Source organism: Micromonospora sp. ALFpr18c (assembly GCF_008868155.1).
In the GTDB taxonomy this organism is placed as follows: Bacteria; Actinomycetota; Actinomycetes; order Mycobacteriales; family Micromonosporaceae; genus Micromonospora.
The window spans coordinates 117309-138151 of sequence record NZ_WBKR01000001.1 but is presented as its reverse complement, the minus strand read 5'-3'; the positions used below and the strand labels follow the sequence as shown (position 1 = coordinate 138151).

The following is a 20843-nucleotide window of genomic DNA, read 5'->3' as shown; positions in this document are numbered from 1 at the left end:
GACCGGCGTCGGCGGACACACCGGCGGGGAGCTTCCGCCGACCGGAGGTGCGGTGTATGACGGTCACGGCGTGCGGCATGATCTGCGCCCGTGCCGGCGGCCGCCGGCGCAGGACCGAGCGGGGAGACGACCGGTGAACCACGAGCTTGTCCGGGTGTACGTAGCGGCGACCGTACCGATGCTGGCCCGGCTGCGTGAGCAGGGCCTGAGCGCCGACCAGGCGCACGCCGTGACCCCGGCGCTGCGCGAGTGGTACGCCGAGGGCGACGAGGAGGAGCTGGAGTACGTCGCGTTCACCCGGGCCGCCCAGGACGCGCTGCACCTGCTCCGGGACGACCCGAGCGCACCTCGCCGCCGGGTGGTCGTCTCGGCCGACCTGCCGCCGGCCGCGCTCGGGCGGGGCGACGGCGAGCTGGGATCCAGCACGGTGACGTTGGCCGACGTCGTGCCGGTCGGTGCCGTGGCGGCGATCCACGTGGACGGCGCGGACGCCGCCGAGGAGGTCGCCGCGGCGGCCGACGTGGTGGCCGAGGCCGCCGCCGGTGACCCGGACGCCCAGTTCACCGTCGACGGCGCCGAGGACCACGAGCTGGAGTGGTACGACGTGACGGAACTGGACCTGCTGCTGCACGCGGCCAGCTGAGCCGGCCGTCGGTCAGCGCGCCGGGTCCGTTTCGACGGCGTCGACCTCGCCCGCGTCGGTGGGGGAGTCGGCGGGTTCGTCGTCGGTGTGCGCCGGCCCGAGTGTGCGGCCGAACGCGATGAGCGCGGTCAGCGCGCCCACGAAGAGCACCCAGATGCCGTTGTCCACCCGCGAGGTGCCCAGCGAGGTCTGCGCCACCGCGTCCGCCTCGCTGAGCGCGCTGGCCAGGTCCAGCAGTGACCGGCCGCCGATCCGGATGATCACCTCGGCGACCAGCAGGAGCAGCCCCGGCCCGGCGCCGGCGAGCAGGTACGCCGGCCAGCGCGGCGCGGGCGTCGCCGGATCGCGGCGGACGACCCGCCGGCGTGCCCAGGTCAGGTAGCCGAAGGCGAGCAGTCCGGCGAGCAGTCCGGCGACGAGCGATTCGGTACGCGACACCCACTTTGCCGCGTTGACCATCGACTCCTGGCTGTCGCCCGCGCCGAAGAGGTCGAACAGCGGGTCCCGGGCCTGGCTGAACGCCACCACGAAGAGCAGGGTGCCCAGGGCGGCGGTCACCACGGCGCCGACCGTCGGGGCCGAGCGCGCGCCGGCGATCGCACCACCGATGACCGCGGCGGCGGCGGTGGTGCCGGCGATCACGTTGGTGATCGAGGTGTCGAAGTAGGTCAGGTTGATCGCCAGCGCGGCGGCCAGCCCGACCACCATTCCGACGCCGATCGCCCCGACGAAGCGCAGGGTGACCCAGTCGCCGTAGCGGCGGGCCAGCAGGTTGCCGCCGGCCAGCGCCATGGCCGCCCCGGCCACCAGCGCGGCCGAGATCACGCCGGGCAGGGCGAACGCGGAGAGGCTGATCGCGGTGATCCCGGCCGAGGCCGAGGTGATGGCCTCCCGGGTCGACCAGAGCATGGCGGTCAGCCAGCCCAGCGCCAGCAGCGCGAGCACCGCAGCGCCGGGGGCGGGTGCCGGACGGCCGTTGGGGATGGCCGCATCGACCGCCGCTTCGTTCGACTCCGCGGCCGTGACGCGGCCGGGCTGCTTGGTCATCGTCTTCCCTTCGACGCGGCAGGTCACCGACCACTCAGGGTACGCGGGCCCGCGGGCCAGTCCGTCGCCCCGGGACGGTCCGCGCCGGCTGGGAGCCCTCGGCGTGCCGGCCGGGCTGCCCGGCGTCCAGCGTCGGCCGGCCACCCGGCGTCCGGTGTGGGCCGGCCACCCGGCGTCCGGTGTGGGCGGCTACCCGACGCAGGGGCGGATCGTCGGATCGAGCCCGATCGGTAAGGAGAGAAGGGGTGGGCCGGTCCTTGGCCCAGGGAGGTGGCCCAGGTGGAGCGGGTGGCCTCGCATGGGAGAATCCTGGGAGGTCCCGCCGCTGCTCGGCCCTCCCGTGCGGCGTCCGGTGTCCGGCCGTCCGGTCGGTGCCCGCGGGTCCGGTTTCGCCACTGCTGTCGAGATCGCCAGGAGCCTTGATGGATGCCGTGTTCTCCGTACCCGAGCCGCGCAACGAGCCGGTTCGTAACTACGAGCCGGGCAGCACCGACCGGGAGCGGCTCCAGCGGCGGCTGACCGAGCTGGCTGCGGAGCGCGTCGACCTGCCGATGACCATCGGCGGCGAGCAGCGGATGGCCGCCGGCGATCCGATCAACGTGGTGCAGCCGCACAGGCACGCGCACGTGCTGGGCGTGACCGGGCACGCCACCCACGACGACGCCCGCGCCGCGATCAAGGCGGCCAAGGACGCTGCCCCGATGTGGCGGGCGCTGCCGTTCGAGGAGCGCGCGGCGATCTTCCTGCGCGCCGCCGAGCTGCTCGCCGGCCCGTGGCGCGACACCCTGAACGCCGCCACCATGCTCGGCCAGTCGAAGACCGCGATCCAGGCGGAGATCGACTCGGCCTGCGAGTTCATCGACTTCCTGCGGTTCAACGTGCACTTCGCCCGGCGCCTGCTCGAGGAGCAGCCGGCGTCGTCGCCGGGCGTCTGGAACCGCTTCGACCACCGCCCGCTGGAGGGCTTCGTCTACGCGGTCACCCCGTTCAATTTCACCGCGATCGCCGGCAACCTGCCGTCGGCGCCGGCCCTGCTGGGCAACACGGTGATCTGGAAGCCGGGCCCGACCCAGCAGTTCGCCGCGCACTTCACCATGCGCCTGTTCGAGGCCGCCGGCCTCCCGCCCGGCGTGATCAACATGGTCACCGGCCGGGGTGAGGAGGTCTCCGACGTCGTGCTCGCCGACCCGGACCTGGCCGGCATCCACTTCACCGGGTCGACGAAGGTCTTCCAGCAGTTGTGGCGGACCGTCGGGGAGAACATCGCCCGCTACCGGGGCTACCCGCGGCTGGTCGGCGAGACCGGCGGCAAGGACTTCGTGGTCGCGCACACCAGTGCCGACGTGGACGCCCTGCACACCGCGCTCATCCGCGGCGCGTACGAGTACCAGGGTCAGAAGTGCTCGGCGGCCTCGCGGGCGTACGTGCCGCGTTCGCTCTGGGAGGGTGGGCTGCGTGATCGGCTGGCCGCGACCACCGACTCGTTGACCTACGGTGACGTCGCCGACTTCAGCAACTTCGGCGGTGCGGTGATCGACGACAAGGCGTTCGCCCGGCACACCGCCGCGCTGGAGTTGATCGCCGGCGACGACAGCTGCCGGGTGCTGGCCGGCGGCACCGCCGACGACTCGGTCGGCTACTTCGTCCGGCCGACCCTCTTCGAGTGCGGCGACGCCGCGCACGAGACGTTCACGACCGAGTATTTCGGGCCGATCCTGGGCGTGCACGTGTTCGACGACGCCCGCTTCGACGAGGTGGTGGCGCAGGCCGAGTCGATCGCCCCGTACGCGCTGACCGGGTCGGTGTTCGCCACCGACCGGCAGGTGGTCGACGCGGTCGCCGAGCGGATGCGGTACGCGGCCGGCAACTTCTACATCAACGACAAGCCGACCGGCGCGGTGGTCGGGCAGCAGCCCTTCGGCGGTGCCCGGGCCAGTGGCACCAACGACAAGGCGGGCTCCTGGCTGAACCTGGTCCGCTGGGTGTCGCCGCGCACGATCAAGGAGACGTTCGTGCCGCCGACCGACCACACGTACCCCCACATGGGCTGACCGTCGACGACCCGCCGGCGGCGCGCGTGGCGCCGCCGGCGGTCGGCCGATCGTCCCAACTCATCGATAGTCCTCAACGGACAGTCTGCCGCCGACAGTGCACTTAGGAAGTCCTGTCGGGTGGCAAACTGCCAAATCCTGGACGCCGCGTGCGCAAAGTGGCAGCGTAGTGGCCATGGCGGAATCCGGAGTCAACCCTACGGCGGCGGCCCTTCTCGGCCTCCTCCACGAGGGCCCGATGACAGGCGGCCAGTTGATGGCCGCCGCTGAGCGCCGACTGGCGCCGTACTGGTCGATGACCCGCAGTCAGGTCTACCGCGAGTTGCCGGTGCTGGCGGAGCGGGGTTTCGTGCGGCTCGGCAAGCCGGGGCCGCGAATGAGCCAGCCGTACGCACTCACCGCCAGCGGGAAACGGACATTTTCTCGTTGGCTGGCGGAAAACCCGGGGCGGGACACCATCCGCAACCCGATAGCGCTCCGGATGGCCTTCGGCAACCTGCACTCCGCCAGCCAGTTGAAGGGCCTGTACGCCTCCGCCAACGAGTACCACACGGAGGCTCTCGCCCAGGTACGCGAACAGGTCAAAAACGCCAAACGGGACGGCGAGACCTACGACGCCAGCGCGCTGGAGTTCGCGGTCGCCTACCACCGGGCGGCCCTGTCGTGGCTGAAAACCGCCCCCGTCGGGTGACGATCGGCGGGTTCCCGCATACGCGACGAGCTGGGCTGCCTACGGCACAGTACGCTTGTCTGTCGTGACCGCTGCCGATTACGCCGAACAGCTCAAGGAACTCGACGCGACCCTGCGAAACATCGAGGCCGTCCTCAACATCGACCGTCTCCACGAGGACAAGGCCCGCCTTGAGCAGGAGGCGTCCGCCCCTGACCTCTGGGACGACCAGGCCAAGGCCCAGCAGGTGACCTCGCAGCTGTCGTACGTCAACGGCGAGATCAGCAAGCTGGGCAGCCTGCGCGCCCAACTCGACGACGCCCGGGTGCTGCTGGAGCTGGCCGAGGCCGAATCCGACCCGGGTGTGCTCACCGAGGTTGAGGCGGAGATCACCGGGTTGACCAAGTCGATCCAGGAGATGGAGGTCCGCACCCTGCTCTCCGGCGAGTACGACTCCCGGGAGGCGTTGGTCGCCATCCGGGCTGGTGCGGGTGGCGTGGACGCGGCGGACTTCGCCGAGATGCTGCTGCGGATGTACCTGCGCTGGGCGGAGCGCCACGGCTACCCGACCGAGGTCTACGAAACCTCGTACGCCGAGGAGGCGGGCCTCAAGTCGGCCACCTTCGCGGTCAAGGTGCCCTACGCGTACGGGACGCTCAGCGTCGAGTCGGGGACGCACCGCCTGGTCCGGATCAGCCCGTTCGACAACCAGGGCCGCCGGCAGACCAGCTTCGCGGGCGTCGAGGTTCTGCCGGTCACCGAGCAGACCGACCACATCGACATCCCGGAGAACGAGGTACGGGTCGACGTCTACCGCTCCTCCGGCCCCGGTGGGCAGAGCGTCAACACCACCGACTCGGCGGTCCGACTCACCCACATCCCGACCGGCATCGTGGTGACCTGCCAGAACGAGAAGTCCCAACTGCAGAACAAGGCGTCCGCGCTGCGGGTGCTGCAGGCCCGGCTGCTGGAGCGCAAGCGCCAGGAGGAGCAGGCCAAGCTGGAGGGGCTCAAGGAGAACGCCGCCGGCTCGTGGGGCGACCAGATGCGCTCCTACGTCCTGCACCCGTATCAGATGGTGAAGGATCTCCGAACCGAGCAGGAGACCGGCAATCCGAGCGCGGTCTTCGACGGCGAGTTGGACGGGTTCATCGAGGCGGGTATCCGTTGGCGCAAGCAGCGTCAGCTCGCTGGCGACGGTGCGTGACGGCTCGCGGGCGGAGCGCGTCGTCGATCTCCAGGTAGAAGCCTGATTCGACGACGCGCGCCGGATCTGTGGGGCGTGGGGCTTGGCTCAGTTGTTACACCGCGTAGACTCACCACCCGTGATTCAGCTTGAGCAAGTGACGAAGACGTACCCGAAGGCGTCCCGGCCTTCGCTCGACAACGTGTCCGTCTCGATCGAGAAGGGCGAGTTCGTCTTCTTCATCGGTCCATCCGGCTCCGGCAAGTCCACAATCATCAAGATGCTGCTGCACGAGGTCGCCCCCAACAAGGGCCGCGTCGTCGTCAACGGCAAGGACGTCACGTCGATGCGCTCGTGGAAGCGACCCCACTTCCGGCGTTCGATCGGCTGTGTCTTCCAGGACTTCCGGCTTCTGCCGAACCGCACCGCCTACGAGAACGTGGCGTTCGCTCTCGAGGTGATCGGCAAGACCAAGGCGGTTGCCCGCCGGGTCGTGCCGGAGGTGCTGGAGCTGGTCGGTCTCGGTGGCAAGGAGCACCGCTACCCGCACGAGCTCTCCGGTGGTGAGCAGCAGCGGGTCGCCGTCGCCCGGGCGTTCGTGAACCGTCCGCTGATCCTGCTGGCGGACGAGCCCACCGGAAACCTGGACCCGGACACCTCGATCGAGATCATGCGCCTGCTGGACCGGATCAACCGCACCGGCACGACCGTCGTGATGGTCACCCACGACTCCAACATCGTGAACCAGATGCGCCGCCGCGTCGTCGAGATCGAGAGCGGTCGCATCGTCCGTGACCAGGCCCGCGGCGTCTACGGGTGAGCCGGCGCTCCACCCCTGCGCAGCCTGACGACGAACACCTCATGCCGGAGACCCGGAGGAAATCCCGATGCGCGTGAAATACGTCCTGTCCGAGGTACTGGTCGGACTGTGGCGCAACGTGACCATGTCCATCGCGATGATCATCACGATGGCGGTCTCGCTGACCATGCTCGGCGCCAGCGGTCTCATGTACCGCCAGGTCGACGACATGAAGGACCTCTACTACAAGAACATCGAAGTCTCGATCTTCTTGAACCAGGAGGTGAGCGAGCAGGAGCGCACAGAGCTGCAAACCAAGCTCGACGGCGACCCTCTGGTGAAGGACGTCCTTTACGTCAACAAGGACGAGGCGTACAAGCGCTTCAAGGAGATGTACCAGGACGCTCCGGACCTGGTGAACGCCGTCAAGCCGGACCAGCTGCCCGAGTCGTTCCGGCTCAAGCTGAACAACCCGGAGCAGTACAAGGACATCTACGACCAGTACAAGGACACGGCGGGCGTCGACGAGATCGTCGACCAGAGCCGCCTGCTGGACAAGATCTTCAACATCCTCACCTCGATCCAGAACATCGCGCTGGCCGCGGCCATCGTGATGGCGATCGCCGCCCTGCTGCTGGTCGCGAACACCATTCAGGTGGCCGCGTACAGCAAGCGGCGCGAGGTGGCGGTCATGAAGCTCGTCGGTGCGTCCAACTGGTTCATCCAGGCGCCGTTCGTGCTGGAGGCCGTCGTGGCCGGCCTGATCGGCTCGCTGCTCGGTCTGGTCGCTCTCGTCGCGGCGAAGTATCTGCTCTTCGACGGGTCGCTCAGCGCGTTGCAGGGCCTGCTCTCGCCGATCAGCTGGGGTGACATCCTGTTCATCTTCCCGCTGATGGCCGGCGTCGGTGGCCTCGTGAGCGCCGCCACCGCCTGGATCACCCTGCGCTTCTACCTGCGGGTCTAGGCACCGTACGGGTCGTCCCGTCGTCTCCCGGGGACCCTCCCGCGGCCGGAAATAAACGGCGCGGGAGGGTCCTTGTCATTCAGGTAACATGATCGGTTGTCCGGCCGGGGTGACCCCGGCCGAGGACGACGCAGGAGAGGGGGTGGCACCGATGCCACGGGAAAAGGGGCGCAAGGTGGTCGCCTCCAACAAGAAGGCACGCCACGACTACTCGATCCTCGACACGTACGAGGCGGGCATGGCGTTGACCGGCACCGAGGTCAAGTCGCTGCGGGCCGGGCGGGCGTCGCTGGTCGACGCGTTCGCCCAGGAGCGCGACGGCGAGTTGTACCTGCACGCCATGCACATCCCGGAGTACACGCAGGGCACCTGGACCAACCATGAGCCCCGGCGTACGCGCAAGCTGCTGCTCAACCGTGTCGAGATCGACAAGCTCGTCGGCAAGACCCGCGAGGGCGGTTTCACCATCGTCCCGTTGCAGGTGTACTTCGCCGACGGCTGGGCCAAGGTGGAGATCGCCCTGGCCAAGGGCAAGAAGTCGTACGACAAGCGTCAGGACCTCGCCAAGCGGGACGCGGACCGGGAGATCGCCCGGGTGTCCGGTCGACGCGGTAAGGGAATGGACGACTGATTCATCCCGTTTGTCCTGGTCGGCACGCCCGGCCCGGGCCTCGGGATGAAAGGCGTTGCGGCAGGCGTTAGTCTTGTCAGTGCCGCCACATCGGTGGCCTGTCGAGGGGGTGACTGGTTTCGACTTCGTACGCAGCGACAGGGGAAGCGAGCCGAGGAAGCCGACGTCGTCTCGAGAATCGGTCGTCGGAAACTTATAAGCGCCAAGAACAATCGCGCTGACTTCGCTCTCGCCGCCTGAGGCGAGTAGCTAAGTCTGTCGGCCTGGGAACGCCTTCGTCCCAGTAGCCGGCATCAGCTAGAAGGCTGGCCAATCGGACCCGGTCGCGGGGTCCGTGCGGCGAGATCAATCAGCGACTGGGCCCGTCACACCAACTTGCTCGCGTGAGCGGTGGGGCCGAGTAGAGGCACAGCGAGCTGCGCTCGGAGAAGCCCTGACAAACCGGCGAAGGACCCGGGTTCGATTCCCGGCACCTCCACCACCTCGAGCGAAGCGCCCCGGCCCACGGCCGGGGCGCTTCGTCGTGTGGACGCTGGCCCTCACTCGCCTACGCTGCCGGTGTGACGAACCAGCAGCTGCGCCTGTCGGTCGGCGCTCCGCCCGGCCGGCGTGCCGTCGCGATGGTGGTCGGCGTCCTGGTGGCGGGCGTCGGTGCGGCGTTCGTGCTGCTGCCCCTGATCGCTGGCGGGCTACTGCGTCGGCTGACCGGCCCGGGTGACGCGCTCGCCTCCTACGAGGAGGCTCGCGACCTGCCGCCGGGGATGCTGCCGCCCGCGTTGCGGGAGTCCGGCGGCGGCTCGGGAGGCTCCGGCCCGTTCATCGGGCTGTGCGGCCTGCCGTTCGTCCTGCTCGGCGTCTACCTCGTGCTGCGGGTGCTCCGCACGGCCGCCTGGCTGGACGGCAGCTCGCTGCGGGTGCGCGGCGCGTTGCGCACCCGCACCGTCGACCTCGCCACGGCCCGGATCGAGGTCGCGTCGCACCGCGAGGCGGTCGACGACCCGCTAGCGCGCGGGCACCGGTCACCGAGCCTCGTCGCCACCGATCGGGACAGCGGGCGCCAGGTCACGGTGCCGCTGCGGGGCATGGGGCTGCCCACCCTGCCGCCGTCCGAGTTGCGGGCGCTGGCCGACGCGATCGCGGCGAGCCGACCCGACGACCGACCCGATGGCGACGTGGCCGGCGAGCTGCGCCGCCTGGCGGAGCGCCCGTCAGGCGACTGAGCGCATCGCCGGACCCGCTCGGCGGAAGGACGCGGGGACGGTGACCGAAGGAGCAGATGGGGGCTCTTGAGCCCCTGGACAGGGACGGCGGGCGGGTTCACCATCGCGGTATGGGGTAGCAGCGCCGCGCGGGAGGTGCCATGGTCACCGGTCCGGTCCACCAGCCGTCACACGTGCTCTCCGCTCCCGATCCGTACCCCGCTGGTCTTCCCGGCGAGCCCCGGCCCGCCGGGCTCGCCGGCGACGTGCACGCCCTCGCCCGGGCGGTCGCCGTCGCGACGTCCGAGCCGCGCTGGCGCGAGGACGTGCTGCTCCGCCTGCGACCGGTCGAGCAACGCTTCGCCGAGCACGTCCGGGTCACCGAGGGCCCGGCCGGTCTCTACCGGGAGCTGCTCGCCCACTCGCCCCGCCTGCACCACGGGGTACGGCTGTTGACCCGGGAGCACGCCGGGATCGTCGCCGCCCTCCGGGCCGTGCGACGGCTGGCCGAGCACTGCGACGCCAGCCCCGACGAGGTGCGGCACCGGGCCGGGTACCTGCTGCGGACGCTGGCCCGCCATCGGCGACGCGGCGCCGACCTGCTCTGGCAGGCGTACCAGACGGATCTGGGTGGCGAAACCTGAGCGTCGGCCCGGGAACCGGGGTGTCGACGGGCGCGTCGAACCGGCATGCGTCGACCGGCTCTGCTGCTCGTACTCCCGCTGCTGCTCGCCGCGGGCTGCGCCCCGACTGGCGCCGGCCCGGCGGTCGGGCCCACCGATCCGGCAGAGCGGTCGGCGGCGTTCGACCAGCGGGCCACCGAGGTCGCGCAGGCGTGGCGGCCTGACGCGAGCTGGCGAAGCGGGTACGTCCCGTTGCAGGGCCCGACCGTGCTTGTCGGCGATCCACGCTTCACTCCCGACACCGAGGCGGCGTTCCGGGCCGGCTGGTACCGCGAGCAGGTCCCGATCACGCCCATGCGGGTCGGCGGGGAGATCCAGTTCCCGGACGGTCGCCTCACCGTGCCGCTGGTCAACGCGGTCGAGGCGTACCGGCAACTCGACCAGGGTGATCCGCCACCCTGCCCCGGGCGACCGAAACGGCCCGGCCTGCCGAGCCCCGGTGGCCCCACCGTCGAACCAGGACCGGACGGCTGGGCCACCAGCACGACGCAGACCGCCTGCCTGCCGCTGACCGTCACCGGCGTCACGTTGGGGGCCGTGCCGGTCCACACCAGCCGGGGCGAGGCGCAGGTGCCGGCCTGGCTGTTCACGATCGAGGAACTGGCCGTCCCGGTGGCCCGGCTCGCCGTCGCGCCGACGGCGGTGACGGCGGTCCCCGAGCCCACCGTGCCGCCCCGGCCCCTGCCGGACGGGCTGGTCGGTGCGCAGGACCTGGTGGCCGTCGACGGGGCACGGGTGACCGTCCGGCTCGGCGTCGGCGCCTGCGACACCGGGATCACACCGCTGGTGCGGGAAGGACCCGACGCCGTGGTGGTCGGTGGCGCCGTCACCCGATCCACCGGAGTCTGCATCGACCTGCTCAAACTCGAACCGGTCACGGTGACCCTCGCGGCACCCCTGGGTGCCCGGCCGGTGCTGGACGCCTTCACCGGAGCTCCGCTGTCGATCGCCGCGCGCTGAGGTGGACCGGGTCAGAGGATGCTGGGCACGTCGGTGCTGATCGGCACCGGCAGGACGGTGGGACGGTCGGCGCGCAGCCCGGCGGCGAGCGCCGCGCCGAGCTGGTCGGGTGTCTCGGCCACCTCGGTGGCGCAGCCGTAGCCGGCCGCGATGGCGGTGATGTCCAGCCCCGGCAGATCCAGGCCGGGCACCCCGGGCGTCTCCTTCAGCTCGGCGAACGCCTTGAGGATCGCGTACTGCTGGTTGACCGGGACGACGACCACCACCGGCAGTGCCAGGCGCGCGGCCGTCCACAGCGCCTGCACCGAGTAGTGGAACGAGCCGTCGCCGATCACCGCCACCACCGGCCGACCCCGCCCGGTGTCCCGCTCGGCCAGCGCCACGCCGATCGCGGCCGGCAGACCGTAGCCGAGGCCACCACTGGCCATCGTGAAGTACGACGCGGGCCGGGTGACCCGCAGCTGGCGGCGCAGCGCGGCCAGGTTGGACGGTGACTCCTGCACCAGCACCCCGTCGGTCGGCCAGTGCGCGGCCAGCGCGGCGAACAGGGCGTCGGCGCTCAACGGCACGGTCACCTCCGGCGCCGCCGGCGTGGCGCGGGGTGCCGGGGCGGGCCGGTCGGTCTGCGGTATCCGGTCGAGCAGCGCGGCCAGGGTCAGCCCGGGGTCGCCGAGCAGGCTGTCGCCGACCGGCGCGCGGGCGGCCTCGTCCGGGTCGTCCGTGACGTGCAGCAGACGGGTGCCTGAGGGCAGGTGCTCGCCCGGCACGTACGGGTAGTAGCGGAACACCGGGGCGCCGACGACGAGCACCGTGTCGTGGCCGCTCAGCGCCTCGGCCAGCGGCCCGATCGCGAACGGCAGCACCCCACGAAAGTGCGGGTGGTCCTCCGGGAAGACGGCCCGCTCCGGTGCGGGCACCGACCAGACCGGTGCGGCCAGCCGCTCGGCCAGCGCGACCGCGCTCGCCCAACTGCCCGAACGGTCCACTCCCGGCCCGAACACCAGCACCGGGTCGCGGCTGCCGGCCAGCATCCGGGCGAACTCGTCGAGCCGCTGCGGATCCGGGCCGAACCGGGTGGCCACCGAGCGCTGCTCGGGCGTCGTGCCGGCCGGCTGGGCCCAGTCGTCCATCGGCAGCGAGAGATAGACCGGGCCGGCCGGCGGTTGCACCGCGGTGGCGTACGCCCGCAGCACCGCCGCCGGGATGTCCTGCGCCCGGGCCGGCTCGTAGGCCCACTTGACGTACGGCTGCGGCAGCTCGGTGGCGCGGCGGCTGGTCAGCCGTGGTTCGAGCAGCAGCATCTCCCGGGTCTGCTGGCCGGCGGTGACGATCAGTGGGGTCTTGTTGTGCCAGGCGGTGACCAGGTTGCCCATGCCGTTGCCGGTGCCCGGGGCGGTGTGCAGGTTGACGTGCGCGGGCACACCGGCGGCCTGGGCGTAGCCGTCGGCCATGGCGACCGCCGTCGCCTCGTGCAGGGCGTGGACGTAGTGGAAGTCGGCCGGGAAGTCCCGCAGGAACGGTTCCTCGGTGGAGCCGGGATTGCCGAAGACGGTGGTCATGCCGAGGGTGCGGAGCACGTCGTACGTGGCGTCCCGGACCGTTGCCATCGCCGCCTGCCTCCGTATCGCGCGCAGGGGCGACCGTGGTCGCCCTCCCGATCAACCGAATCTATCGGGATGTGACGGACCTTTCGGGCGTTTCCCGGGCGTCCGTGGCGACGCGCTCGTGGGCGCGTCGGCTCAGGGCAGCGCGAAGGGCAGGGTGATGCCGTCCAGCGCCCGGCCACAGGCGCAGTCCTGAGCGGCCGGCAACGCCGCCAGCGCGTCCAGCAGCACGTCCCGCAGCCGGTCGGTGTTCGCCGCGAAGACCCGGAACACCTCGTCCTGCGTCACCGACTCGCCCGCCTGCACCCCGGCGTCCAGATCGGTGATCAGCGCAATCGACGAGTAACAGACGGCCAGTTCCCGGGCGAGGACCGCCTCCGGGTGGCCGGTCATGTTGACGACAGTGCCGCCGATCGAGGCGAACCAACGCGACTCGGCCCGGGTGGAGAACCGGGGGCCCTCGACCACCACCACCGTGCCGCCGTCCACGGCTGAGACGTCCCGGCCCACCGCGGCGGTGAGCAGCGAACGCCGGCCGTTCGGGCAGTACGGGTCGGCGAACGGCACGTGCACCGCGCCCCGGTCGTAGTAGGTCTGCGCCCGACCGCTGGTCCGGTCGATCAGCTGGTCCGGCACCACGAACGTGCCCGGCCCCAGCTCAGGGCGCAGCCCGCCGACCGCGCACGGGGCGAGCACCTGGCGTACGCCCAGGGAGCGCAACGCCCAGAGATTGGCCCGGTAGGGGATCAGGTGCGGTGGATACCGGTGGTCGCGACCGTGCCGGGGCAGGAACGCGACCCGCCGCCCGGCGACCTCGGCGATGGTCACCGCATCCGACGGTGGGCCGTACGGGGTGTCCAGCTCATGCGTGGTGCCGTCGAGGAGCGCGTACAGGCCCGAACCGCCGATCACCGCCACGTCCGCCGTCGGTGCCATTGACCCTCCGTCTCAACTGTCCGATCACCTGCCGGTCAGACCTTAGCCAGCGCCCGGGACGCAGGCTATGGTGCCAGGCATGGCGTTGACAGCGCGGCTGATCCCGGTGCACCGTGCGGATCCGGTGGGTGACGGATCCCCGGTGCGGGCTCACGGTTGACGGGTGTGTGAGATGCAGGGAGAGGGCCAGGCGATCGGCGGACGAGCGATGGAGTCGATGACCGGGCGGCTGCTGGTCGCGACTCCGGCGCTCAAGGACCCGAATTTCGACCGTACGGTGGTGCTGCTGGTCGCCCACGAGCCGGGCGGCGCGCTCGGCGTGGTGCTGAACCGGGCCACCGAGGTGCCGGTGGCCGACGTGCTCGGCGACTGGAGCGACCTGGCCCGCCACCCGGCGGTGCTCTTCGAGGGCGGCCCGGTGCAGCCCGACTCGGCGATCTGCCTGGCCCGGATGCGGCACCCGATGCGCCGGGTCAAGGGGTTCCACCAGGTCTCCGGGGCGGTCGGCACGATCGACCTGTCGGTCGACCCGGAGCGGCTGCGGGAGAGCATCGGCGGCATCCGGGTGTTCGCCGGCTACTCGGGGTGGGGCAGCGGGCAGTTGGAGCAGGAGATCGCGGACGGCTCCTGGTTCGTGCTGGACGCGCTGCCCGGTGACGCCTTCGTCGACCGGCCGGACGACCTGTGGCCGATGGTGCTGCGCCGGCAGGGCGGGATGATGGCCGCCGTCGCCCACTTCCCTCCGGACGTGGCGCTGAACTGACCCCGGCCCGGCGGTGACCCCCGCGAGATGACCATGCCGGCCGGTCTGTGTATAGTTTCCCAGTGCCCGGGCGACCGGGACGACCGCAAGGGGCCGTGGCGCAGCTGGTAGCGCACCACACTGGCAGTGTGGGGGTCAGGGGTTCGAGTCCCCTCGGCTCCACCTTGCGAAGACAGGCCAGCGGCCCGGTTGATGATCATCAACCGGGCCGCTGTCTGTGCTGCACCCGACCTGCGGGTCAGGCGGGGCTGCCGGTCACCGACGTACCGGCCTTCGTCACGCGGTACGTGATCTGCGTGCCGCTCCAGAAGTGGAACGTCAGGGTGACCACACCGTCGTTGACCTCGGCGAAGAACTCCGGCTTCATGATGATCGTGTTCGCGCCGTAGTCGGGTTGGAAGCTGCTCCAGAACTCCTTGTACGAGGTCCAGTTGGCCGGGCCGGCGGGGCTGCCGTCGGCGTACGTGGCCTCCATGGTGGCGAGCTGGTCACCGCGGAACTGGGTGGGGATGACGAGTGAGCTGGTCGTCCCGTTTGCAGCGGTCTGCGTCGGGGGGTCGTAGGAGATGATGCTGATCGACCACGGCACACCCTGCGAGAAGGTCGCTTCCAGGCTGGCGTTGACGCCCGGCGCGCGGTTGCCGACCAGCCGGGTCAGCGCCGCGCTGGTCAGGGTCAACGTGTTGCCGGACACGGTGTAGTCGGTGCCGTTGGTCAGGACGGTGCTGCCGTGGCGCAGGCTCCGGAACGAGGCGCCGTTGAGGTTCAGCGTGAGGGACCTGCTGGTGATGGTGCCGCTCCGGCGTACGTAGATCTGGTCCGACGACGCCGTGGCCGAACGGGTGGTCCAGCTCGCCTTCATCAGCGCGTACAGGCCGGGGTCGCGCCACTGCAGGTCGTTGCGGTTGAGGAACGAGCCGGCGTCCCAGAGCATGGTGGTGAGCTTGCGGATCCGCGCCTGGTAGCCGACCGCCTCGAAGTACTTGAGCAGTTCGCCGCGTTCGATGATGCCGGGGCGGGTGTAGTCGTAGCTGAGCAGGGCCCACTCGCCGACGATCACGGGGATGCCCCGGGCGACGAGGGTGTCGTGCACCCGGTCGAAGCCGTCGACCATGTCCTGCTCGACGTTGGCGTCGTAGCGGGTGCCGCCGGCGATGTTGACGCTGAACGGCCACCATCCGTAGAAGTGGACGGTCGCCGCGATGTTCCTGTCGCCCAGCTGGCTGATCGTGGTCGCCAACGCGTCGAGCTGGGCCTGGTTGGAGTTTGTGTTCAGGGTGGGCAGCACCAGCAGCCGGGTGGCGTTGTTCCCGCCGGACTGGCGCAGGAGGAGGACGAACGCGACGTTCAGCTCGCGCAGCACCTCGTCGCTCTGGGCGTCGCCGGACGTGCCGGTGAACTGCGGTTCGTTGATGCTCTCGAACACGAGCTTCGATGAGTGGTTGCGGAACGTGGTGGCGATCTGGGTCCACAGCGCGGTGTAGCGGTTCATGACGGTCGTCCGGTCACCGGGATAGCCGTTGATCCACTGCCAGGAGTCGTGATGCAGGTTGACCAGCACGTACAGGCCCTCCGCCAGCGCCCAGTCAACGATCTGGCGTACGCGGCCCATCCAGGCCGCGTCGATGGTGTAAGTCGGGGCCGGTCCGTGGTGGTTGCTCCAGGTCACCGGGATCCGGATGCTGTTGTAGCCCTGCGACTTGATTTGGCGCAACAGGGCCTGGGTGACCAGCGGGTTGCCCCACGCTGTCTCGTCGGGAATGGCGTCGAGGGTGTTGCCGAGGTTCCAGCCGGGCTGCATTGCCGCCACCGTCGCCATCGCGTCACCGGCCGGTGGTGGGGGATCGGTGGGGGTCGGTGTCGGGGTCGGCGTGCCGACGGTCCCCGTGCAGGTGACCCCGTTGAGGGCGAACGACGTCGGTGCGGTGTTACCGCCCGACCATGATCCGTTGAAGCCGAAGGAGACCGTCGCGTTCGTGGCGATGGCCGCGTTGTAGCTCATGTTCCGCGCGGTGACCTGGTCGCCCGACGACGTTACCGTCGCGTTCCACGCCTGGGTGACCCGCTGGCCGGACGGGAACGTCCAGGTCAGGCTCCAGCCGTTGACCGCGTCGCCGAGGTTGGTGACCTTCACGTCGGCGGTGAAGCCACCCTGCCACTGCGACGGCACGGCGTACGTCACCTGGCAGCCGGCCGCCGCCTGGGCGTTGCCGGCGACCATCAGGCCCGCTGTGAGCAGCGCGAGCACCGCGCCGACGACGAGGGCGACCCGCCGGCGTGCTGTTCGGAGGTACTGCGAATTCATCAGGGAACTCCTCGCCATGGTGGCGCCTGTGATGGTGGTCCGGCCGTCCCGACGGCATGTGCCGTCGCGGCGGACCCGAGGGGGGTGTGCGGAGTTGGCTCGCGGTGAATCGGGCGGTCAGCCTGACCCGGTGGCGTGCGACGCCGACCGGGACGCCCGGAGTGACCTGCCGTGTTGCCCGTGGGCCGCGTCGGCGGCCGGTGCGGGCCCGGTGAAGCGTGGAAGCGTGCCCTTCGCCTCTGCGGCGACGGTAGCTGTTACCGCTAACATTGACAAGCCATCGATGGCTGTGACTGGATCCGCGAGGCCGCGCGGGCGCGGCCGGCACCTAGCGGATGATCGGTGACCACTCCCGCTGGCTGACGATCGTCACTCCCGAGGTGCGGTAATACGGGTCCTCGGCGACGATCGCGGCGAACGCCTCGGCGTCCGGGACGTCGAAGACGAGCAGCGCGCCGGAATCGTCGGAGAACGGCCCGGCCATCACGAGCAGGCCCTCCCCGTGCAGGGCCTGGAGACGCTCCCGGTGCGCCGGTCGGGCGGCGAGCCGGTCGGGGTCGTCGCCGAAGGACAGCTCCAAGATGAACACGAGGTCCCCCTCACCGGGCCGACTCTTCCGAGGCACCCTAGTTCGGCGACAGCGCCGTCGCCAGGGAGTTCACCGCGACGGCGTCGAAGAACCGGGTCTGGACGTACGCCGGGTTGCTGGGCCAGCCGTCGATGAGCTGCCGGATGCTCAGCGGGACCTGGGCCGGCGGCGACGTCCGGGCGTGGGCGGCGGCCGCCCGGGTCGACCGGCGTGAGACCCGCTGCTGGCCCAGGCGGACCAGGTGGGCGGTGGCGTCCGGGTCCAGTCGCAGCACGCGGGCGAGCGCCTCCAGGACCTGCACCGACGGGTTGCGGTCCCGGCCCTGCTCCAGCCGCAGGTAGTAGTCCGAGCTGATGCCGGCGAGCAGGGCGACCTCTTCCCGGCGCAGGCCCGCGCCGGCGCCGATGCCGACGTCGTCCGGCCGGACCAGCTCACGTCGGGCCCGGAGGAACTCCCCGAGCGGGTTGTCGCCGTCCATGCCACCAACGGTAGGTCTTTCCCCCGTTGTCACGGGCGTCCGGGTACGCGAAAACGCCCCGACCGGAGTGACCCGGTCGGGGCGTTCGTCGACTGTGTGTCCGGTTGGGGGGTTATCAGCCCTGGCGGCTCTTCCACTGCGGGTTCGCGCGGTTCACCACGACCACCCGGCCACGACGGCGGACCACCACCGAACCCGGCTTCTGCTTCAGTGCACGCAACGAGCTACGTACCTTCATGTCTGCCTCCTCGGTGCAAGCGGTTCCGAGTATCGAAACGCTGGGCACCCCCGCCGGATTCCCGGCCATCCGGCGTCGAACCTTTGGCCCCCCGCGCCCGTACCACTGCTGGGAGGTCACGTCATGACCATGCGCCGAGTGCTCGCCGCCGTACTGGTCGCTGCCGCGACGGTGCCGCTGTCCGCCACGCCCGCCGCCGCGCACGGCGCCCCGACCGACCCGATCAGCCGGGCCGCGGCCTGCGGACCCGAGGGCCGGTACGCGGCCACCGCCGCCTGCCGGGCCGCTGTCCAGGCGGGCGCCGCCGTCCGCGAGTGGGACAACGTGCGGGTCGCCGCGATCAACGGCCGGGACCGGGAACGGATCCCGGACGGCGAGCTGTGCAGCGGCGGGCTGTCCGCGTACCGGGGACTGGACCTGCCCCGGACCGACTGGCCGTCCACCGAGGTGACCAGCGGCGCGACGTTCACCTTCCGGTACCGGACCACCATCGAGCACCGGGGCGCCTTCCGGCTTTACGTCACCCGGCCCGACTACGACCCCCGCGCACGGCTCACCTGGGCGGACCTGGAGGCGCGCCCCTTCCTGACGGTGACCGACCCGCCGGTGCGGGCCGGGGCGTACCAGTTGGCGGGTCGACTGCCGGCGGGCCGCGAGGGGCGGCACCTCATCTACACGATCTGGCAGAACTCCAACACCCCGGACACCTACTACTCCTGCTCGGACGTGGTGTTCCGCACGGCGAAGAGCGGCACGGCGAAAAGTGGCGCGGCGAAGAGCGCGCCGGCTGCTCCGCGTACCCCCGCGAGCCGGCCGCCCGCCACCGAGCAGGCGGTGGCGGCGGCGGCCGACCCGGGCGTCTCGGTGGCGTCGGTGACCAACCTCAGCGCCCGCTGGCCGGTGCTGGCCGGCGCCGCTGTCGTGCTCGTGCTGGCACTGCTGATCGGCGCGAGCCGGCGACGTCGCAGCGCCGCCGCCCCGGTCGGCCGGCAGTGCGAGGTACGCAACCACCGGGCCGGGCGGCGCCGGATCTGGTGACCCGGGCCGCCCGCACCGATCAGCCCAGGAGGCCGTCGATCTCGGTCAGTTCCTCGCCGGTGAAGTCGAGGTTGTCGAGCGCGGCGATGTTCGTCTCCAGCTGCTCCACGCTGCTCGCCCCGATGATCAGGCTGGTCATCCGCGGGTCCCGCAGCGCCCACGCGAGAGCGAGCTGCGCGAGGGACTGGCCGCGCCGCTCGGCGACCGCGCCGAGCCCCCGGATGGTGGCCATCCTGTCCTCGCTGAGGTCGCTCTCGTTGAGGAAGACGCTCGTGCGCACCCGCGAGTCCGCCGGGATGCCGCCCAGGTAACGGTCGGTCAGCAGGCCCTGGGCCAGCGGGCTGTACGCGATGCACCCCGCCCCGACCTGCTCCAGCGTGTCGAGCAGGCCGTCGTCCTCGGTCCAGCGGTTGAGCATCGAGTACGACGGCTGGTTGATCAGCAGCGGTGTACCCAGCTCACGCAGGATCGCGGCGGCACGAGCGGTCTGCTCCGAGTTGTAGTTCGAGATGCCCACGTAGAGCGCCTTGCCGGAGCGCACGACGGCGTCCAACGCGCCCATCGTCTCCTCCAGCGGGGTGTCCGGGTCGAAGCGGTGCGAGTAGAAGATGTCGACGTAGTCGAGCCCCATCCGAGCCAGCGACTGATCCAGCGAGGAGATCAGGTTCTTGCGCGAGCCCCACTCGCCGTACGGGCCGGGCCACATCAGGTAGCCGGCCTTGCTGGAGATGACCAGCTCGTCGCGGTACGGCTTGAGGTCGGTGGCGAGCAGCCGGCCGAAGTTCTGCTCCGCCGAGCCGGGCGGCGGCCCGTAGTTGTTGGCCAGGTCGAAGTGGGTGACACCCAGGTCGAAGGCGCGCCGGACGATGTCACGCTGCCGGTCGAACGGGCGATCCGGGCCGAAGTTGTGCCACAGCCCGAGCGAGACGGCGGGCAGCCGCAGGCCACTGCGTCCGCTGCGCCGGTAGGTCATGGTGTCGTAGCGGTCATCCGCGGCGAGGTAGGTCACGATCATGAGCCTAGCTCCGGCCGATGGTGCCGGGGATCGGGTGTGCGAACCGGGACATCGGGGTAGTTTCGACGCCATGCGGTTCGCCCGCCTCGCCGGGCCATGGGGAAAGTGAGCACAGTGGACGACATCACCGCGTTGATCCTGGACGACCACGCCGCCTTCCGGCGCGGCTTCGCCCGCCTCGACGATGCCCGCGACGAGCAGGAACTGCTCGCCATCTGGGACGCCCTCAACCTGCACCTCGACATCCACGCCGAGGCGGAGGAGGCGATCCTCTACCCGCACCTGGTGAAGCACGGCGACGACGGCGAGGACGAGACCGCCGACGCGATCGGCGACCACAACAAGATCCGCGACGCCATCGCCGAGTCGAAGCTGCACCCGGTCGGCTCGAAGCCCTGGTGGGAGGCGGTCGGCACGGCCCGCCGGGAGAACAGCGAACACCTGGCCGAGGAGGAGGACGAGGCGCTGCCCGACTTCCGCCGGCACGCCAGCTTCGAACTGCGCGCCGAGCTGGGCCAACGCTGGCTGACCTTCTACGGCGAGCACAAGAACGGCCGTAACCTGCCGTTCCGCGACAAGGACCCGAAGGAGTACGTCGCCGACCACCGCTGAGATCTCCCCGGTGCGGGGGAGTCGCACCCCGGGACGCGGCAGCAGAATGACCGGATGAGCTTCCGAGCGGCGCTGGGCCCGCTGGTTGCCGGCACCACCTGGCGGCGCGGAGTGTTCCTGCTGCTAGGCGGGGTGCTGGCGCTGCCGTACGGGCTGCTCGCGGTGATCTTCGCCCAGCTGCTCGCCGACTCGGAGATCCCCCGCCCCCTCGTGTACGCCCTGCTGGTGATCGCGGCGCTGATCGCCGTGGTGCCGCTGCTGCTGGACGGCAGCCGGGCCCTGGAGATCGCCGCCGTACGGGCGTTGCTCGGCGTCGATCTGCCCGAACCCGCACCGGGCCACCGTGGCGACCGGGAGACCCGGCTGCGCAGCGCGCTCTGGATCGCCACGCACCTCATCGTCGGCGCTCTGGTGATGATCGCGCTGTTCAGC

General features: G+C 71.0%; 22 protein-coding genes, 1 tRNA gene and 1 other RNA gene. 15 read left to right on the top strand and 9 right to left on the bottom strand.

Annotated features, from left to right (window positions below; all coding sequences use genetic code 11):
- The first annotated feature begins 133 nt into the window (after window positions 1-133).
- Window positions 134-643 carry a hypothetical protein gene (locus tag F8271_RS00685; protein WP_151487630.1) on the top strand — a complete coding sequence of 170 codons (510 nt, stop codon included), beginning with the start codon at window positions 134-136 and terminating at the stop codon, window positions 641-643.
- Window positions 644-655: 12 nt separating this feature from the next.
- Here F8271_RS00685 and F8271_RS00680 read toward each other — a convergent pair whose 3' ends face one another.
- Window positions 656-1690, bottom strand: a complete 1035-nt coding sequence (locus F8271_RS00680; RefSeq protein ID WP_151487629.1) for a hypothetical protein — start codon at window positions 1688-1690, stop codon at window positions 656-658.
- 422 nt (window positions 1691-2112) lie between these two features.
- On the opposite strand from F8271_RS00680, the gene pruA reads away from it, so the two are divergent.
- The 10 genes from pruA to F8271_RS00630 all read left to right on the top strand — a co-directional run bounded on the left by pruA (window position 2113) and on the right by F8271_RS00630 (window position 10833).
- The gene (gene pruA, locus F8271_RS00675; RefSeq protein WP_151487628.1) at window positions 2113-3741 is read left to right on the top strand and encodes an L-glutamate gamma-semialdehyde dehydrogenase; all 1629 of its coding nucleotides are present in this window, start codon (window positions 2113-2115) and stop codon (window positions 3739-3741) included.
- Window positions 3742-3916: 175 nt separating this feature from the next.
- On the top strand, window positions 3917-4432 hold the full coding sequence (locus tag F8271_RS00670; protein WP_151487627.1) for a PadR family transcriptional regulator: 516 nt from the start codon (window positions 3917-3919) through the stop codon (window positions 4430-4432).
- Window positions 4433-4496: 64 nt separating this feature from the next.
- Window positions 4497-5618 carry a peptide chain release factor 2 gene (prfB, locus tag F8271_RS00665; protein WP_151487626.1) on the top strand — a complete coding sequence of 374 codons (1122 nt, stop codon included), beginning with the start codon at window positions 4497-4499 and terminating at the stop codon, window positions 5616-5618.
- A 118-nt stretch (window positions 5619-5736) separates the two neighbouring features.
- Window positions 5737-6417, top strand: a complete 681-nt coding sequence (gene ftsE / locus F8271_RS00660) for a cell division ATP-binding protein FtsE (protein WP_030331491.1) — start codon at window positions 5737-5739, stop codon at window positions 6415-6417.
- 67 nt (window positions 6418-6484) lie between these two features.
- A complete protein-coding gene (gene ftsX / locus F8271_RS00655) occupies window positions 6485-7360 on the top strand; it encodes a permease-like cell division protein FtsX (RefSeq protein WP_151487625.1) in 876 nt (291 codons plus the stop codon).
- Window positions 7361-7511: 151 nt separating this feature from the next.
- The gene (smpB, locus tag F8271_RS00650; protein WP_151487624.1) at window positions 7512-7991 is read left to right on the top strand and encodes an SsrA-binding protein SmpB; all 480 of its coding nucleotides are present in this window, start codon (window positions 7512-7514) and stop codon (window positions 7989-7991) included.
- Between the two features lie 105 nt (window positions 7992-8096).
- Window positions 8097-8472: a transfer-messenger RNA gene (ssrA, locus tag F8271_RS00645) on the top strand.
- Window positions 8473-8551: 79 nt separating this feature from the next.
- Window positions 8552-9211 carry a hypothetical protein gene (locus F8271_RS00640; protein ID WP_151487623.1) on the top strand — a complete coding sequence of 220 codons (660 nt, stop codon included), beginning with the start codon at window positions 8552-8554 and terminating at the stop codon, window positions 9209-9211.
- Window positions 9212-9351: 140 nt separating this feature from the next.
- A complete protein-coding gene (locus F8271_RS00635) occupies window positions 9352-9834 on the top strand; it encodes a hypothetical protein (RefSeq protein WP_151487622.1) in 483 nt (160 codons plus the stop codon).
- A 45-nt stretch (window positions 9835-9879) separates the two neighbouring features.
- Window positions 9880-10833, top strand: a complete 954-nt coding sequence (locus F8271_RS00630; RefSeq protein ID WP_151487621.1) for a hypothetical protein — start codon at window positions 9880-9882, stop codon at window positions 10831-10833.
- A gap of 11 nt (window positions 10834-10844) precedes the next feature.
- On the opposite strand, the gene mdlC is transcribed toward F8271_RS00630, so the two are convergent.
- A complete protein-coding gene (gene mdlC, locus F8271_RS00625) occupies window positions 10845-12440 on the bottom strand; it encodes a benzoylformate decarboxylase (RefSeq protein WP_151487620.1) in 1596 nt (531 codons plus the stop codon).
- A 132-nt stretch (window positions 12441-12572) separates the two neighbouring features.
- Window positions 12573-13373 (bottom strand): S-methyl-5'-thioadenosine phosphorylase, encoded by an 801-nt coding sequence (locus F8271_RS00620; protein ID WP_151487619.1) that lies wholly within the window; start codon window positions 13371-13373, stop codon window positions 12573-12575.
- Window positions 13374-13545: 172 nt separating this feature from the next.
- Between F8271_RS00620 and F8271_RS00615 the strand changes: the two genes are divergently transcribed.
- Together F8271_RS00615 and F8271_RS00610 are read left to right on the top strand one after the other, a co-directional pair.
- A complete protein-coding gene (locus tag F8271_RS00615) occupies window positions 13546-14136 on the top strand; it encodes a YqgE/AlgH family protein (RefSeq protein ID WP_151487618.1) in 591 nt (196 codons plus the stop codon).
- 89 nt (window positions 14137-14225) lie between these two features.
- Window positions 14226-14298, top strand: a tRNA-Ala gene (locus tag F8271_RS00610).
- A 76-nt stretch (window positions 14299-14374) separates the two neighbouring features.
- Here the strand turns inward: F8271_RS00610 and F8271_RS00605 are convergent.
- The 4 genes from F8271_RS00605 to F8271_RS00590 all read right to left on the bottom strand — a co-directional run bounded on the left by F8271_RS00605 (window position 14375) and on the right by F8271_RS00590 (window position 17746).
- Window positions 14375-16441 (bottom strand): cellulase family glycosylhydrolase, encoded by a 2067-nt coding sequence (locus tag F8271_RS00605; protein ID WP_151487617.1) that lies wholly within the window; start codon window positions 16439-16441, stop codon window positions 14375-14377.
- Between the two features lie 328 nt (window positions 16442-16769).
- On the bottom strand, window positions 16770-17030 hold the full coding sequence (locus tag F8271_RS00600) for a YciI family protein (protein WP_151487616.1): 261 nt from the start codon (window positions 17028-17030) through the stop codon (window positions 16770-16772).
- 37 nt (window positions 17031-17067) lie between these two features.
- Window positions 17068-17508 carry a helix-turn-helix transcriptional regulator gene (locus tag F8271_RS00595; RefSeq protein ID WP_151487615.1) on the bottom strand — a complete coding sequence of 147 codons (441 nt, stop codon included), beginning with the start codon at window positions 17506-17508 and terminating at the stop codon, window positions 17068-17070.
- A gap of 115 nt (window positions 17509-17623) precedes the next feature.
- Window positions 17624-17746 (bottom strand): 50S ribosomal protein L36, encoded by a 123-nt coding sequence (locus F8271_RS00590; protein ID WP_030490864.1) that lies wholly within the window; start codon window positions 17744-17746, stop codon window positions 17624-17626.
- 123 nt (window positions 17747-17869) lie between these two features.
- On the opposite strand from F8271_RS00590, the gene F8271_RS00585 reads away from it, so the two are divergent.
- Window positions 17870-18784, top strand: a complete 915-nt coding sequence (locus F8271_RS00585) for a lytic polysaccharide monooxygenase (RefSeq protein WP_151487614.1) — start codon at window positions 17870-17872, stop codon at window positions 18782-18784.
- A 19-nt stretch (window positions 18785-18803) separates the two neighbouring features.
- Here the strand turns inward: F8271_RS00585 and mgrA are convergent, their stop codons facing one another.
- On the bottom strand, window positions 18804-19799 hold the full coding sequence (mgrA, locus tag F8271_RS00580) for an L-glyceraldehyde 3-phosphate reductase (RefSeq protein WP_151487613.1): 996 nt from the start codon (window positions 19797-19799) through the stop codon (window positions 18804-18806).
- A gap of 105 nt (window positions 19800-19904) precedes the next feature.
- Between mgrA and F8271_RS00575 the strand changes: the two genes are divergently transcribed.
- Entirely contained in the window at window positions 19905-20411 is a 507-nt protein-coding gene (locus tag F8271_RS00575) for a hemerythrin domain-containing protein (RefSeq protein ID WP_151487612.1), read from the top strand.
- Between the two features lie 123 nt (window positions 20412-20534).
- On the opposite strand, the gene F8271_RS32095 is transcribed toward F8271_RS00575, so the two are convergent.
- Window positions 20535-20804: a hypothetical protein gene (locus F8271_RS32095; RefSeq protein WP_192580079.1), complete on the bottom strand. Its 270-nt coding sequence runs from the start codon at window positions 20802-20804 to the stop codon at window positions 20535-20537.
- Between the last annotated feature and the right edge of the window lie 39 nt (window positions 20805-20843).

What these genes read in the sequence shown, in the direction of transcription:
- mdlC (WP_151487620.1), bottom strand. Translation starts at nt 12,440, where the DNA reads ATGGCAACGGTCCGGGACGCCACGTACGACGTGCTCCGCACCCTCGGC.
- F8271_RS00630 (WP_151487621.1), top strand. Translation starts at nt 9,880, where the DNA reads ATGCGTCGACCGGCTCTGCTGCTCGTACTCCCGCTGCTGCTCGCCGCG.
- ftsX (WP_151487625.1), top strand. Translation starts at nt 6,485, where the DNA reads ATGCGCGTGAAATACGTCCTGTCCGAGGTACTGGTCGGACTGTGGCGC.
- smpB (WP_151487624.1), top strand. Translation starts at nt 7,512, where the DNA reads ATGCCACGGGAAAAGGGGCGCAAGGTGGTCGCCTCCAACAAGAAGGCA.
- F8271_RS00585 (WP_151487614.1), top strand. Translation starts at nt 17,870, where the DNA reads ATGACCATGCGCCGAGTGCTCGCCGCCGTACTGGTCGCTGCCGCGACG.
- F8271_RS00670 (WP_151487627.1), top strand. Translation starts at nt 3,917, where the DNA reads ATGGCGGAATCCGGAGTCAACCCTACGGCGGCGGCCCTTCTCGGCCTC.
- F8271_RS00680 (WP_151487629.1), bottom strand. Translation starts at nt 1,690, where the DNA reads ATGACCAAGCAGCCCGGCCGCGTCACGGCCGCGGAGTCGAACGAAGCG.
- F8271_RS00595 (WP_151487615.1), bottom strand. Translation starts at nt 17,508, where the DNA reads ATGGACGGCGACAACCCGCTCGGGGAGTTCCTCCGGGCCCGACGTGAG.
- pruA (WP_151487628.1), top strand. Translation starts at nt 2,113, where the DNA reads ATGGATGCCGTGTTCTCCGTACCCGAGCCGCGCAACGAGCCGGTTCGT.
- F8271_RS00605 (WP_151487617.1), bottom strand. Translation starts at nt 16,441, where the DNA reads ATGAATTCGCAGTACCTCCGAACAGCACGCCGGCGGGTCGCCCTCGTC.
- F8271_RS00590 (WP_030490864.1), bottom strand. Translation starts at nt 17,746, where the DNA reads ATGAAGGTACGTAGCTCGTTGCGTGCACTGAAGCAGAAGCCGGGTTCG.
- F8271_RS00620 (WP_151487619.1), bottom strand. Translation starts at nt 13,373, where the DNA reads ATGGCACCGACGGCGGACGTGGCGGTGATCGGCGGTTCGGGCCTGTAC.
- F8271_RS00635 (WP_151487622.1), top strand. Translation starts at nt 9,352, where the DNA reads ATGGTCACCGGTCCGGTCCACCAGCCGTCACACGTGCTCTCCGCTCCC.
- F8271_RS00615 (WP_151487618.1), top strand. Translation starts at nt 13,546, where the DNA reads ATGCAGGGAGAGGGCCAGGCGATCGGCGGACGAGCGATGGAGTCGATG.
- mgrA (WP_151487613.1), bottom strand. Translation starts at nt 19,799, where the DNA reads ATGATCGTGACCTACCTCGCCGCGGATGACCGCTACGACACCATGACC.